We start from the raw sequence: 14,242 nt of genomic DNA, 5'->3' as shown, positions 1-14,242 counted from the left end.
CTCCATGCCGTGAGGGGTCGGCGAGGCCTGCGCACTCATCTACCGCAGGTGAGGGGGGTGAGGTGGAGGCCTGTGCCTACGGACCGGCGCCGCCGCTCCCCTGGTACGGGAGGGGCGGCACCGGTCTGCGGTCGTCTGGTTACTTCTGCTTGACCTGGATGGTGTCGAAGATCGGGTCACCGTCCTGGCCGTACTCGATCTTGCCCAGGATGTTCCTGGACTGACCGCTGTTGACCTTGTAGAACCAGAGCGGAATCGCCGGCATGTCCTTGGCGAGGAGCTGCTCCGCGTTCTGGTACAGCTTCACGGTCTCGTCGATCGAGCTGGCCTTGTCCGCCTCGGAGCTCAGCTTGTCGAACTCCTTGTTGGAGTAACCGCTGGTGTTGCCGGCCGCCGTGGAGCCGTACAGGTCACGCATGAAGTTCGAGTTGACCGGGTAGTCGAGCACCCAGCCACCGCGGTACATGGACTTCACGTCGTGCTTGTCACGGGCGTCGAGGTCGGCCTGGAAGGTCGGCTTCGGGTCGCCGGTGCACTCGACGCCGGTGGACTTGCGGATCGAGTTGCAGACCGCGTCGACCCAGGGCTTGTGGTCCTGGTCGGCGTTGTACTGGATCTGGATCTTGTTGCCCGGGACGCCGCCACCCTCCTGGATGAGCTTCTTGGCCTGGGCCGGGTCGAACTTGACGATGTCGCCGAGCGCGCCCTTCTTGTAGCCGAGGACGCCCGGGGCGACGTAGGAGTCGGCCGGGGTACGCGTGCCCTGGAGGACGGTCTTGGTGATCGTCTGGCGGTCGATCGCCATGGACAGACCCTGGATGACCTTGGGGTCGATGTCCTTGAACTGCTTGGTGTAGAACGCCGGGACGATCGACTGGACGGCCGAGTACGGCTCGTCGATGGCACGGTCGCCGAGGTCCGACTTGTAGTTCGTCAGCGCGGTGGTCGGGACCTGCTCGATCCAGTCCACGTTGTCCGAACGCAGGTCCGAGTACGCGGCGTCGGCGGTCGTGTAGTTCTTGAAGTCGATGCCGCCGTTCTTGGCGACGTTCGGGCCCTTGTAGCCCGCGAACTTGCGGACCTTGATGAGCTTGTTGTGCTCCCAGGACACGAACTTGTACGGGCCGTTGCCGACCGGCTTCTCGCCGAAGCCCTTCGGGTCCTTGAAGAAGGCCTCGGGCAGCGGGGCCCACACGTCGTAGCCCAGCTTGTACGCGAAGTACGAGACCGGCTGCGACAGCTTGATCGTGAAGGTGTTGTCGTCGACGACCTTCAGACCCGACATCTTGTCGCTCTTCGGGTCACCCTTCTCCGGGTGCACGTCCGCGAAGCCGACGATGTCCGAGAACCAGCTGGAGTTGGTCTGGTTGTTCTTGATGTTGGCGGACCAGTTCCAGGAGTCCACGTAGGACTTCGCGGTGACCGGGGTGCCGTCGTGGAACTTCCAGCCCGGCTTGAGCTTGACGGTCCACTCCGACGAGTCCTTGTTCGGCGTGACCGACTCGGCGTTGACGTACTCGAGCTTGCCGGTGCCGGGCTCGTAGTCGACCAGGCCGGCGAAGATCGTGCGCAGCACGCGGCTGCCCTGGCTCTCCTTGGCGTTGGCCGGCTGGAGCGGGTTCTGCGGTTCGCTCAGCTGCGCAGTGACGATGCCGTTCGGGTCGGCCTTCCCCTTGTTCATGTCGTCGCCGGCACTGTCGTCGCCGCCGCCGCAGGCGGTGGCGGCCAGGGCGACGACTATCGCCCCCGCGACCCACTTGGCGCTCTTGGCACCGCGCATGGGTTCCTCCTATGAAGTCATTGGTTCACCGCGAAGGGAGCACACGACACATCACGGCCCCCGCCCGTCGCCGGTGCCGGAATTCGTCGAGTGCCCCCGCGCTCGTGAGTCGCGCCGCTGCCGGCTACTGACCCGTACATCCGAGCTCTACGCGCCTAACTATCTGCCAAACGCCAGGACCGAACCACACTCTCGAGGTCTCGGTTCGATCACAGCTCCTGCCTACATCTTCCAAAATCCGGACAAAGGGTTTGGTGAAAGATCCCTGCGAAACGGACTTGTTACACATCTATCGGTATCGGCTGTCCGCATTCCGGACGTGAGAGTGAGATAAACCGCTTGCGGCGTACCGTGGAATCCGTACAGGGTTCCCTCGGTATCTGTCGCGCGCTCAAGTAGCTTGTGCGGCAAGGCCGTTGTGCGACCCCCGTGGCCGGAGGCGCGTGGCGCTTCCGGAGCAGGGTAGTGGGAGAAAACCGCCCCTGACGGCCGTCGCGGGCAAGTCGAGGGTTTTCCCTACCCTTGCCTGCGCGTTCCCCGCCCTTTGGACAGACAACGACACCGGGCACCCCGCCTCGCGGGGTGCCCGGTGTCGTCGTCGCGGCGGCGGACGTCAGCCGTGCTTGGCGCGGCTCGCGGCGCGGGCGCGCTCGCGGGCGTCCAGGTTCACCTTGCGGATGCGCACGGCCTCCGGGGTGACCTCGACGCACTCGTCGTCCCGGCAGAACTCCAGGGACTGCTCCAGCGACAGCTTGCGCGGCGGGACGATCGACTCGGTCACGTCGGCCGTCGACGACCGCATGTTGGTGAGCTTCTTCTCCTTGGTGATGTTGACGTCCATGTCGTCGGAGCGGGAGTTCTCGCCGACGATCATGCCCTCGTACACCTCGGTGCCCGGCTCGACGAACAGCACGCCGCGCTCCTGGAGGTTGGTCATCGCGAACGCGGTGACCGCTCCGGCGCGGTCGGCGACCAGGGAGCCGTTGTTACGGGTCTGGAGCGCGCCGAACCAGGGCTCGAAGCCCTCGTGGATGGAGTGGCCGATGCCCGTGCCGCGGGTCTGCGTCAGGAACTCGGTCCGGAAGCCGATGAGTCCGCGCGAGGGCACGACGAACTCCATGCGGACCCAGCCGGAGCCGTGGTTGGACATGTTGTCCATGCGGCCCTTGCGGACGCCCATGAGCTGTGTGACGGCGCCCATGTGCTCCTCGGGCACGTCGATCGTCATGCGCTCGACGGGCTCGTAGGTCTTGCCGTCGACCTCCTTGGTGACGACCTGCGGCTTGCCGATGGTCAGCTCGAAGCCTTCCCGGCGCATCGTCTCGACCAGGATGGCCAGCGCCAGCTCACCGCGGCCCTGCACCTCCCAGGCGTCCGGCCGGTCGGTGTCCAGCACCCGGAGGCTGACGTTACCGATCAGCTCGCGGTCGAGGCGGTCCTTGACCTGGCGGGCGGTGACCTTGCGGTCCTTGACGGCCGCCTTGTTGTCGGCGCCCTTGCCGGTGGCGCCACGGCCGACCAGCGGGGAGGTGTTGGTGCCGATGACCATGGAGATCGCGGGCTCGTCGACCGTGATCAGCGGCAGCGCGACCGGGTTCTCCGGGTCGGCCAGGGTCTCGCCGATCATGATGTCCGGGATACCGGCGACGGCACAGATGTCACCGGGGCCGGCCATCTCGGCCGGCTTGCGGGTGAGCGCCTCGGTCATCATCAGCTCGGAGATGCGGACGTTGCTGACGGACCCGTCACGCTTCATCCACGCGACCGTCTGGCCCTTGCGCAGCTCGCCCTGCTCGACGCGGAGCAGCGCGATACGGCCGAGGAAGTTGTCGGCGTCCAGGTTGGTGACGTGGGCCTGGAGCGGGGCGTCCTCGTCGTAGGTCGGAGCCGGGATGTGCTCCAGGATCGTGGAGAAGAACGGCTCCAGGCTGGTGGAGTCGGACGGGACCGTGCCGTTGTCCGGCTTGGTCAGCGAGGCGATGCCGTCGCGGCCGCAGGCGTAGACGATCGGGAACTCGATCTGCTCCTCGTCGGCGTCCAGGTCGAGGAAGAGGTCGTAGGTCTCGTTGACGACCTCGTCGATCCGGGAGTCCGGGCGGTCCGTCTTGTTGATGCACAGGATGACGGGCAGGCGCTGCTGGAGCGCCTTGCGCAGCACGAAGCGGGTCTGCGGGAGCGGGCCCTCGGAGGCGTCCACGAGCAGGACGACGCCGTCGACCATCGACAGACCGCGCTCGACCTCGCCGCCGAAGTCGGCGTGACCGGGGGTGTCGATGATGTTGATGGTGATGACGTCCCCCCCGTCCTTCGGGTGGTACTTCACCGCCGTGTTCTTGGCCAGGATCGTGATGCCCTTCTCACGCTCCAGGTCGTTCGAGTCCATCATGCGGTCGTCGACCGAGTCGAGCTGGTGCGCCGCGAAGGCACCGGCCTGCTTCAGCATGCCGTCGACGATGGTGGTCTTGCCGTGGTCGACGTGGGCGACGATGGCGACGTTGCGGATGTCGTGGCGCGTGGCCATAAAAGGCGTACTCCCGGAGTAGTAAATGCCCTGCGCGGACGTCTGCGGTGCGCGGGCCCTGCCGGGCTGAACGTGCCACGGCCTCACCCCATGGTACGGGGCTGCGGCCGCAGGGGGCAGCCGGGCTCTGTCGGTGCAGGTCAGGCCCTGTGCGAGGAGCTAATCGGAACAGACGTTGCGGGCGACGTCCCTGGCCAGGGGCGAATCGGGGCGCTCGTCACAGTCGGTCAGGCCGGAGATGTCGACCGTCCAACTGCGGGCGTGGCCGGAGACGGCGCTGCCGCCCGGGCAGGTGTAGCGGAAGTCCGCCGTCACTTCCCGCAGACCCGCGTACTGGACGAACCGTCCCGGCGCTCCGGGCTTGATGCGGTCGTCGTCGAACTCCGGGGCCGGTTGCCGGACGTCGGTGAACGACCAGCTGTCACCGCCCGCTTCCGCGAGGGTGGGCGCATCGGAGTCGATCTCGCCGATCTTCTTTCCGAGCGAGAGCAGATCCGTCCCACCGTGCCGCGCATCCGCCTGCCCCCGTCCCCCGCGTGCGGACGCCCGGCGTCCGTACCATGATCGCTGCTGGTCTCATGGTGCGGACGCCGGGCGCGGGGCGGCAAGGCGTTTGAGCGTTCCCAGAGCTACGGAGCCGCAGAGCTACGGGGCCTTCGAGCCCTTCACCGACGGCCCCGCCGCCGGCTTCGCCCCCTTCTTCAGGAAGCCCATGTCCTCGTAGACCGGCGTGCCGAGGCCGAAGGCGCCGGTGTTGACCAGGTTCTTGCGGGCCGCCAGGAGCTGGGGGCGCTGGAAGAGGGGGATCGAGCCGGCCGCCGCCCAGATCCGGGAGTCGGCCTTGCGGAGCAGGGAGCGGGACTCGCTCTCGTCGAGGGTGGCCACGGCCTCGTCGAACAACTGGTCGACCTGGTCGGTGCCGACGCGGGTGTAGTTCTGCTCGACGTTCAGCGAGCCGTCGGCGGCCGGGACGGGCTTGGCGTAGACGGGGCGGGCGTCGGTGGCGGGGTACGCCGTGGCGGGCCAGGAGTACAGGGCGAGGTCGTACTGGCCGGAGGCGATGTGGTCCTTGAAGTAGGACTCGTCGGAGACCTTGGAGATCTCGGTGGTGATGCCGACGCGCTCCAGCATGCGGGAGATGCGGTCCGCGACCGTGCGCAGCGTCTGGGAGCCCGGCCCGGAGGGCAGCACGAAGCGGAGCGTGAGGGGCTTGCCGTTCTTGGCCAGCGGCGCGGCCTCCTGGTTCGCCGGGGCGGCGGTGCCGCGGGGGGCGTACGCCCCCGGAGCGCCACCCTGGTGCGCGTACTGCTTGCCGTCCCGGGCGAGGTGCTCCGCGGGGTCCGGTCCGCGCCGCGCCTTGTCGTCCTCGCCGGTGTCGTCGGCCTTGTCGCCCTCGGGACCGGCCGCCTTCTCCTTCTTCTTCTCCTCCTTGACCGGTCCGCCGCGCACCCACCCGGCGTCCGCGAGCAGGGCCTGGGCCTCCTTGGTGTCCTGGTCGCCGAGGGCGCCGCTGTTGTCGGCGTAGGCGGCCTGGCCGGACAGGGCGAGGTGGCTGCCGACCGGGACGGCGGGCAGGCCGAGGGGCTTCAGGACGACCCGGGCGAGTTCCTTGCGGTCCAGGGCGCGGGCGACGGCCCTGCGGACGCGTTCGTCGGTGAGCGGGCCCTCGGCGCCGTTCAGGGCGAGCTGGGTGTAGGCCGGCTCCAGGGACTTGCGGACCTCGAAGCCGCTGAGGGCCTGCTGCTGCCGGGCGTACTTGGCGGCCGCCTTGCGCAGCTTCTTGCGGGCGGTGATCTCCTCGTCGGCCGCGTCCTCGTCGGAACCGTTGGCCACGGCCCAGGACTCCAGGGAGTCCGCGGCGGACCGGTCGGCGCCGGGGCCCATCAACGGGCTGGCGGAACTCTGCGGCCGGGCGGCGACGGTGATGCGGCGGGCCGCCGTGGGGTCGATCTCGGCCAGGTCGAGGTCGCCGGCGGCCAGCTCGGCGGCCCGCTTGTCGTGCGGGACGGTGCGCAGCACGATCTCGGAGAGCTTGGCCGGCTTGCCCCACCAGCGCGGGCTGCGGGCGAGGGTGATCTCCTCGTCCTTGCGGTCGACGTCCTTCACCGTGAAGGGTCCGGCGGTGACCTTGAGCTTCTTGCGGGCCCCGTCGTTGAAGGAGTCCGGGGTGCCCATGACGTCCTTGGGGTACAGCGGGGAGAACAGCGAGCGCCAGTCCGCGTAAGGGCGGCTGAAGGTGACCCGGACCTCCAGGGCGTTGTCGCCGCGCTCGATCTTCTGGATGCGGTCGTAGCCGGCGTTGCGGGCGGTCCAGTAGGCGGTGTTCTTGCCGGACAGGGCGCGCCACTGGGCGGCGAAGTCGGCGGCGCCGATCTCCCGGCCGTCGCTCCACACGGCCTGCTGGTTGAGCTTGTACAGGACGACCTGCTTGGGCTCGGTGTCGACGACCTCGGCGGACTCCAGGTAGTCGGGGTTGCGCTCGGGGCGGCCGGAGGCGTCCATGCGGAACATCGACGGCAGGACGGCCTGGGCGACGCGGGCGGTGGTGGCGTCGGCGTCCGACTGGAAGGTGTTCAGCGTGTCGGGTACGGAGTCGACGGCCCAGCGCAGGGTGCCGCCGTCGGTGATCCGGTCGCGGGGGGCGGGCTGGATGTCCTGCCCGGCGAGCGGCTTGCCGGACGGGTCGTCCGAGCTGCATCCGGCGAGCGCGGGCACCGCGAGCACTCCCGCGGTGAGGAAGGCGACCGAGCGCATGACCGCGCGCGGGCCGACGCCATGCTGGGACATCTGTGCTACCTCCGGGAAGCCGCGGGCGTTATGATCACGTTTGGCGGTATTTGCCGTTCATCTGATGTATGCGGCCACTGAAGAGGAAAGGGTTCGGCAACACAGGGCGACACGGCGGTCACGGACGGGAAGTCACCCGTGCGGCGCAACGCACCGCGCAGTGCACCCGTACGCCTCGGCCAATCGATGCACATCCCTTCACAGCACAAGGTGTGACGCGCAACACTCGCAGGCGCATGAGCGTTGCCGCCTTGGGCCATGAAGGACCCGCGGAAGTGAGGGCAAGTCATGTCCGTTCACGACGAACTGATGTCAGTCCAGCGCAGTCTCGACGAAGTCTTCCGATCGCTGGGGCGCCTGGAGAAGCAGCTCGGCACCGGCGGCCTGGAGATGCGCCGCGTCCGTGCCGACGCCAACCACCTGCGCGAGAGCGTCGCCCTGCTGCGCGACGCCGCCGCGTCACCGACCGCGCCGACCCGCCCCGAGCTGGTCACCATCTCGGACACGCCGTACGACTCCGCCCTGTGGAGCGACTCGGACGACGAGGGGCTCGGCGCCCGGGACCGGCGCGCTCCCTGATCCGGGGAGGAGTCGAGCCCGACCGGCACCTCCCCCGAACCCGACCGGAGTCGTCACGTGGCCACTGGTACGGAACCCCCTGCCACCGAACCCAGACCTGAGAGCGGCGGTGTCCGGGGCGCTGCGCGTGCCGCGATCGCCGCCCCGCACCTGCGCACGGACCGCTGGTGGCTGGCCCCGGCCGGCACCGCCGCGGGCCTGCTCGCCTTCATCGTCTACTCGACCTGGCGGGCCTTCGCGAACACCGACTACTACGCGGCGCCGTACGTCTCGCCCTTCTACTCCCCGTGTCTGGCGGAGAACTGCGAGCCGATGCGGTCCGGCCCGAACTGGGAGATCTTCGGGAGCTGGTGGGGCATCTCCCCCGCGATCATCATCCTGATCTTCCCGCTCGGCTTCCGCCTGACCTGCTACTACTACCGCAAGGCCTACTACCGGGGCTTCTGGGCGTCCCCGCCGGCCTGCGCGGTGGCCGAGCCGCACAAGAAGTACACCGGCGAGACCCGCTTCCCGCTGATCCTGCAGAACATCCACCGGTACTTCTTCTACGCCGCGCTCGTGGTCGCCGGGATCCTGACCTACGACACCGTGCTCGCCTTCCGCGACGAGACCTACGCCTGGGGCCACATGGGTCTCGGCACGCTCGTGTTCCTGGTCAACATCGTGCTGATCTGGGCGTACACGATCTCCTGCCACTCCTGCCGGCACATCGTCGGCGGCAAGCTCAAGCACTTCTCCCGGCATCCCGTGCGCTACCGGATGTGGCAGTGGGCGGGGAAGCTCAACGCCCGGCACATGCAGCTCGCCTGGGCGTCGCTGGTGAGCGTGGCGCTCGCCGACTTCTACGTCTACCTGGTCGCGTCGGGTGCCTTCGACGATCCGCGCTTCTTCTAGAGGGATGAGGCCTTCAGATGTCCGTGGTCGACCGGCAGGAGTGGGACGTCGTCGTGGTGGGCGCGGGCGGCGCGGGCCTGCGCGCCGCCATCGAGGCCCGGGAGCGGGGCGCCCGTACGGCCGTGATCTGCAAGTCGCTGTTCGGCAAGGCGCACACGGTGATGGCCGAGGGCGGCATCGCCGCGGCGATGGCCAACGTCAACAGCGGAGACAACTGGCAGGTGCACTTCCGCGACACCATGCGCGGCGGCAAGTTCCTCAACCAGTGGCGAATGGCCGAACTGCACGCCCAGGAGGCACCGCAGCGGGTGTGGGAGCTGGAGACCTGGGGCGCGCTCTTCGACCGTACGAAGGACGGCCGGATCTCCCAGCGCAACTTCGGAGGGCACGAGTACCCGCGCCTCGCGCACGTCGGTGACCGCACCGGCCTGGAGCTGATCCGCACCCTCCAGCAGAAGATCGTCTCCCTCCAGCAGGAGGACTTCCGCGAGACCGGTGACTACGAGTCCCGGCTGAAGGTCTTCCAGGAGTGCACGGTCACGCGGGTGCTCAAGGAGGGCGGCCGGGTCTGCGGGGTCTTCGCCTACGAGCGCGAGTCGGGCCGGTTCTTCGTACTGGAGGCACCGGCCGTGGTGATCGCCACCGGCGGCATCGGCAAGTCCTTCAAGGTGACGTCGAACTCCTGGGAGTACACCGGCGACGGGCACGCACTGGCCCTGCTCGCGGGCGCGCCCCTGCTGAACATGGAGTTCGTGCAGTTCCACCCGACCGGCATGGTCTGGCCGCCGTCGGTGAAGGGCATCCTCGTCACCGAGTCGGTGCGCGGCGACGGCGGGGTGCTGCGCAACTCCGACGGCAAGCGGTTCATGTTCGACTACATCCCCGACGTCTTCAAGGACAAGTACGCCGAGACGGAGGAGGAGGGCGACCGCTGGTACGACGACCCGGACCACAACCGGCGCCCGCCCGAGCTGCTCCCCCGGGACGAGGTGGCGCGCGCGATCAACGCCGAGGTGAAGGAGGGGCGCGGCTCCCCGCACGGGGGCGTGTTCCTCGACGTGTCGACGCGGATGCCCGCCGAGGTCATCCGGCGCCGGCTGCCGTCGATGTACCACCAGTTCAAGGAGCTGGCGGACGTCGACATCACGGCGGAGGCGATGGAGGTCGGGCCCACCTGCCACTACGTGATGGGCGGGGTCGCCGTCGAGTCGGACACGGCGGCGGCGCGCGGGGTGCCCGGGCTGTACGCGGCCGGTGAGGTGGCCGGCGGCATGCACGGCTCCAATCGGCTCGGCGGCAACTCCCTGTCCGACCTGCTGGTGTTCGGCCGCCGGGCGGGCTGGCACGCGGCCGAGTACGCGGCGGGGACGGCCGGGGCGCGGCCCGTCGTGGACGACGTCCAGATCGACTCGGCGGCCGCGGAGGCGCTGCGGCCCTTCTCGGCCGAGGCGGAGATCGAGGAACCGGCCGGAGGCCCACCGGAGAACCCGTACACCCTGCACCAGGAACTCCAGCAGACGATGAACGACCTGGTCGGCATCATCCGCCGCGAGCCCGAGATGGAGCAGGCCCTTCGGAAGCTGGCCGAGCTGCGGCTGCGGGCGCGCCGGGCCGGTGTCGAGGGGCACCGGCAGTTCAACCCCGGCTGGCACCTCGCCCTGGACCTCAGGAACATGCTGCTGGTCAGCGAGTGCGTGGCGCGGGCCGCGCTGGAGCGCACCGAGTCGCGCGGCGGGCACACCCGGGAGGACCATCCGGGCATGGACCGCACGTGGCGGCGGATCAACCTGCTGTGCGCGCTCACCGATCCGACGGGCGGACTGGCGGCGACGGACCCGGTCCGCGGCCAGATCGCCCTCACCCGGGAGACCACCGAACCCGTCCGTGCCGACCTGCTCGCCCTGTTCGACAAGGAGGAGCTGGTCAAGTACCTCGCCGAAGAGGAGCTGTACGAATGAGCGGCTACACGGCCCACTTCAAGGTGTGGCGCGGGGACACGGGAGGCGGCGGCCTGGAGGACTTCGAGGTCGAGGTCAACGACGGCGAGGTGGTGCTCGACATCATCCACCGCCTCCAGGCCACCCAGGCACCCGACCTCGCCGTGCGCTGGAACTGCAAGGCGGGCAAGTGCGGGTCGTGCTCGGCCGAGATCAACGGCCGTCCACGGCTGATGTGCATGACGCGCATGTCGGTGTTCGACCGGGCGGAGACGATCACGGTCACGCCCCTGCGCGCCTTCCCGGTGATCCGCGACCTGGTCACCGACGTGGGCTTCAACTACCAGAAGGCGAGGGAGGTGCCGGCCTTCGTCCCGCCGGCCGGTGTCGCCCCGGGCGAGTACCGGATGATGCAGGAGGACGTGGACCGCTCGCAGGAGTTCCGCAAGTGCATCGAGTGCTTCCTGTGCCAGGACACCTGTCACGTGGTCCGCGACCACGAGGAGAACAAGCAGGCGTTCGCCGGGCCGCGCTTCCTGATGCGGGTCGCTGAGCTCGACATGCACCCGCTGGACGCGGCGGCGGAGTCGGGCCTGGACCGCAAGACCACCGCCCAGGACGAACACGGCCTCGGCTACTGCAACATCACCAAGTGCTGCACGGAGGTCTGCCCCGAGGGCATCAAGATCACGGACAATGCGCTGATCCCCCTGAAGGAGCGGGCCGTCGACCGCAAGTACGACCCGCTGGTGTGGCTGGGTTCGAAAATCAGGAGGCGGTCCTCGGCAGGCTGATCACTGCCTCGCCCAGTCCTCCTCGTAGGCCCGCCAGTCCGCCTCGGTCGCGGCGAAGTCGATGTACAGCGCGACACCGAAGCCGACCCGGTCCGCGTCCGTGCGGGACAGGCCGAGGCGGACGCCGCGTACGGCGGCGGGGACGGTTTCGGCGTGGTTCCAGTGCCCGAAGCGGTTCTCGTGGAAGAAGGGCAGCCCCATCAGCAGGTCGGTGGACGGCGGGGTGACCTCCAGGGCGAGGGAGGTCTGCTGGGCGACGTAACCGCCGTAGGTGCTCTGCAGGGGCTGCATCGTGTCGTACGACATCACGGCGATCTGGTCGACGCGGCGGGCGACCTGGCCGAAGAACTCCTGAGACCACCACTTGGGGTGGCCGGTGATGCCGCCCCAGACGGTGTGGAAGGCCGGGAGCGGGTCGATCTGGTGGGCGGCGACGGAGAGTTGCGCGTCCCGGGAGCGGGTCTCGCGGCGCAGGGCGTCGAGGAGGGTGAGGTAGTCGCGGTCGCCGGAGTGCAGGGGCTCCAGGTCCATGTGGACGCCCTCGTAGCCGGTGTCCAGGACCTGGCGGGCGGAGCGGACGACTGCGGCACGGGTGTCCGCCTCGTCCAGGCGCATGCCGTCGGGGGTCTCGGTGGCCAGGACGTCACCGAGGAAGGCCTGGACGCGGACGCCGGGGATCTTGTCGTGGACGGCATCGATGAACCAACGGGCCTTCGGGTACACCGACTCCGGGAGTGTCCCGTCGTGCTCCAGCGGGCCCGAGTGGACGTACAGGTCCCGGATGCCGGTGTCCTTCAGCCGCCGGGCCAGGGCGTCGACGTCGGCGTCCTTCTTGCGTCCGTCGACCCAGGCGTGACCGAGCCACAGGGCGTCCCGGCCGCGGGTCCGGGTGCCGTCCGCCGGGTCGCCCGTGTCGTTGATGCGGAGGGCTGTCAGAGCGGAGAGGAGCGGAAGCAGCAGGAGCAGGGCGGCGGTGATGGCGGTGCGCCTGACCCAGCGCCTGCGCCGCTTGCCGGGCGCGGGCTCCTCCACGGCGGCGTCCTCACCGCAGGCCGCGGCGGCGTCGTCCGAGGCCGTACCCTCCGTGCGTGGCATGCCGTCTCCCCGGTGGTGCGGTAGGTGTTGCCCGAGATGACGATCAGCGGGCGTTCGGTTGCGATCAGCCGGGCGGGCGGCTCCGGGTCCCGCCTCCTGGCGTCAGTAACAGGGGCACCTGCCTCATAGGGTCGAGGGTATGACACCGGATCACGCCCCCGACTCGGAGCTGCCGATGCTCTCCGTCGCGCAGGCCTCCCGGCTGCGTGCCCTCGCGGCTCCGTACTACCGACAGGGGCACCAGTACTCCCTCGGTTCTCTGGCACACGCGTGCAGCACGGCCCCGCAGGAGCGGTGGCCCGGCCTCGTCGCCGCGCACTTCGACCGTTTGCGGCAGGCGAGCCAGGGCGACGAGAGTGTGGAGGAACTGCTCCGGGGTGTGCATGCCCGGCTGCTGCCCGCCGAGTCGATATCCCCCGAACTCGCCGGCTCCCTGCGGTACGCGCGCAGGGTGGCCGACGGGCTGGTCTTCGTCTACGCCCTCGACGGGCCGACCAGCGTGCGGATCCTCACCGACCGGGACGTGGAGCGGGCGGGGCTCCAGGCCCTCGGGGAGGCGGGGCGCGCCAATCTGATGCGCGTGCCCGTGCGGCACGAGGAGGTGGGTGCCGAGGGGCAAGCGAGGCTGCACTCCGTCTACGGGGACTCGCCCTTCGTCGCCGGCCAGGCGTTGTTCCTCGCGGAAGTGGCCGCGAAGGTCGTCGGCGAGCGGCTCCCGGTGGCCGGCGCCCTGGTCGTGGTGCCCACCCGGCACAATCTGGTGTACCACCCGATCACCGACGGTTCCGTGGTGGATGCCGTCAACAGCCTCGCCTCGTACGCCCTGGGTGCGCACGAGGACGGTCCGGGCGCGCTGTCACCGCGCGTGTACTGGTGGCACCGCGGCTCCCTGACATCGCTCACCGTCATCGATCACGACACCCTCACCTTCTCCCTGCAGCCGCCGGCCCGTCTGCTGAGCCTGATGAAGGGCCTGGTCCGTCTCGACCGCGCGGGCCGCCTCGCCCACCGGGCCGCCGAACCCGCCGGCCTCGGTGAACTCGTGCATGGCGCGGCGGAGGCGATGGACACCCTCGTGCGGGACCCGGCTACGCTCGGCGACGCCTTCCGTACCGCCGTGGAACTCGCCCTGGCCCGCTGCGCCTACGATCCGGACGTCGCCCACATCGACACATGGGACGCCTGGGCCACCGCGACCCGGCTCGGCTCGGCGCTGTTCACCGGCGCGCCGTCACAGGAGTGCCGTCTGGGCGAGGACCGCGCCTGGCGGTTGCCCGCGTTCCCCGCCGAACCGCCCGCCGACGCCCGCGCCTGGCTCGACGCGCTCTACCTCGCGATCGTGTGCCGTCAGAGCGACCGGATCGGCCGGCTGTGCCGAGTGCCGCTGGAGACCCTGCGTCAGGACGACGGCGTGGACGCGTACGTCCTGCACTGGATCGACACGCTGCAGGCCTACTTCTCGGACGGCACCGGCATGGACGACGTCGTGCAGAAGCTGATCGCCACCATCGAGACGTCCGGGCGGGACGACGTGACCCGCGCGCCGCTGGAGTTCGTGAACGGGATCGACTACCAGCCCGCCGCCCTCTTCCACCGTCTCATCGCCCGCGACCACGACACCTTCGCCAAGACGCTCGCCGAAGCCGTCGCTGAGCATCGCGAGTACTGGGGCACCTCGACGGCCCCGCGTTCCAGGGTGGCACTCGGGCCGCTCGCGATGGCGTGCCTCGCCTACGACTACGGCTTCCCCGTCGATCCCGCGCAGCGGTGTCTGCCCGCCCATCTCCTCACCCGCGAGCGGATCGAGGAGATCACCTGACGGCCGTCGGCCCCGCTCGCCGGCCGGCCGGCGCAG

General features: G+C 69.6%; 10 protein-coding genes. 5 read left to right on the top strand and 5 right to left on the bottom strand.

Translation table 11 applies throughout. The annotated features are described in order from the left end of the window. Nucleotides 1-139: 139 nt before the first annotated feature. The 4 genes from AB0B29_RS07960 to AB0B29_RS07945 all read right to left on the bottom strand — a co-directional run bounded on the left by AB0B29_RS07960 (nucleotide 140) and on the right by AB0B29_RS07945 (nucleotide 7,088). The gene (locus AB0B29_RS07960) at nucleotides 140-1,780 is read right to left on the bottom strand and encodes a peptide ABC transporter substrate-binding protein (RefSeq protein ID WP_362235395.1); all 1,641 of its coding nucleotides are present in this window, start codon (nucleotides 1,778-1,780) and stop codon (nucleotides 140-142) included. A gap of 613 nt (nucleotides 1,781-2,393) precedes the next feature. Further along, nucleotides 2,394-4,301 carry a translational GTPase TypA gene (typA, locus tag AB0B29_RS07955; protein ID WP_362040324.1) on the bottom strand — a complete coding sequence of 636 codons (1,908 nt, stop codon included), beginning with the start codon at nucleotides 4,299-4,301 and terminating at the stop codon, nucleotides 2,394-2,396. Between the two features lie 159 nt (nucleotides 4,302-4,460). After that, nucleotides 4,461-4,616, bottom strand: coding sequence for a hypothetical protein (locus AB0B29_RS07950; protein ID WP_362235391.1), 156 nt, complete (start codon nucleotides 4,614-4,616; stop codon nucleotides 4,461-4,463). A gap of 330 nt (nucleotides 4,617-4,946) precedes the next feature. Continuing rightward, nucleotides 4,947-7,088, bottom strand: a complete 2,142-nt coding sequence (locus AB0B29_RS07945) for an ABC transporter family substrate-binding protein (RefSeq protein WP_362235388.1) — start codon at nucleotides 7,086-7,088, stop codon at nucleotides 4,947-4,949. 288 nt (nucleotides 7,089-7,376) lie between these two features. Between AB0B29_RS07945 and AB0B29_RS07940 the strand changes: the two genes are divergently transcribed. Genes AB0B29_RS07940 through AB0B29_RS07925 form a run of 4 tightly spaced genes read left to right on the top strand, consistent with a single transcriptional unit; the run spans nucleotide 7,377 to nucleotide 11,292 of the window. Beyond that, the gene (locus tag AB0B29_RS07940) at nucleotides 7,377-7,667 is read left to right on the top strand and encodes a hypothetical protein (protein ID WP_362235385.1); all 291 of its coding nucleotides are present in this window, start codon (nucleotides 7,377-7,379) and stop codon (nucleotides 7,665-7,667) included. Nucleotides 7,668-7,724: 57 nt separating this feature from the next. After that, nucleotides 7,725-8,561 (top strand): hypothetical protein, encoded by an 837-nt coding sequence (locus tag AB0B29_RS07935; protein WP_361946411.1) that lies wholly within the window; start codon nucleotides 7,725-7,727, stop codon nucleotides 8,559-8,561. A 17-nt stretch (nucleotides 8,562-8,578) separates the two neighbouring features. Next, nucleotides 8,579-10,519 (top strand): fumarate reductase/succinate dehydrogenase flavoprotein subunit, encoded by a 1,941-nt coding sequence (locus AB0B29_RS07930; RefSeq protein ID WP_362235382.1) that lies wholly within the window; start codon nucleotides 8,579-8,581, stop codon nucleotides 10,517-10,519. Beyond that, the gene (locus AB0B29_RS07925; protein WP_362235379.1) at nucleotides 10,516-11,292 is read left to right on the top strand and encodes a succinate dehydrogenase/fumarate reductase iron-sulfur subunit; all 777 of its coding nucleotides are present in this window, start codon (nucleotides 10,516-10,518) and stop codon (nucleotides 11,290-11,292) included. The genes AB0B29_RS07930 and AB0B29_RS07925 overlap by 4 nt, the downstream gene beginning before the upstream one ends. On the opposite strand, the gene AB0B29_RS07920 is transcribed toward AB0B29_RS07925, so the two are convergent. Beyond that, complete coding sequence (locus AB0B29_RS07920) at nucleotides 11,293-12,387, bottom strand: hypothetical protein (protein WP_362235376.1); 1,095 nt, start codon at nucleotides 12,385-12,387, stop codon at nucleotides 11,293-11,295. A gap of 139 nt (nucleotides 12,388-12,526) precedes the next feature. On the opposite strand from AB0B29_RS07920, the gene AB0B29_RS07915 reads away from it, so the two are divergent. Further along, a complete protein-coding gene (locus tag AB0B29_RS07915; RefSeq protein ID WP_362235373.1) occupies nucleotides 12,527-14,206 on the top strand; it encodes an immunity 49 family protein in 1,680 nt (559 codons plus the stop codon). The last annotated feature ends 36 nt before the right edge of the window (nucleotides 14,207-14,242 follow it).

The organism is Streptomyces tibetensis, from assembly GCF_040647715.1.
Classification (GTDB): Bacteria; Actinomycetota; Actinomycetes; order Streptomycetales; family Streptomycetaceae; genus Streptomyces; species Streptomyces tibetensis_A.
This window is presented reverse-complemented; position numbering and strand designations above follow the sequence as displayed.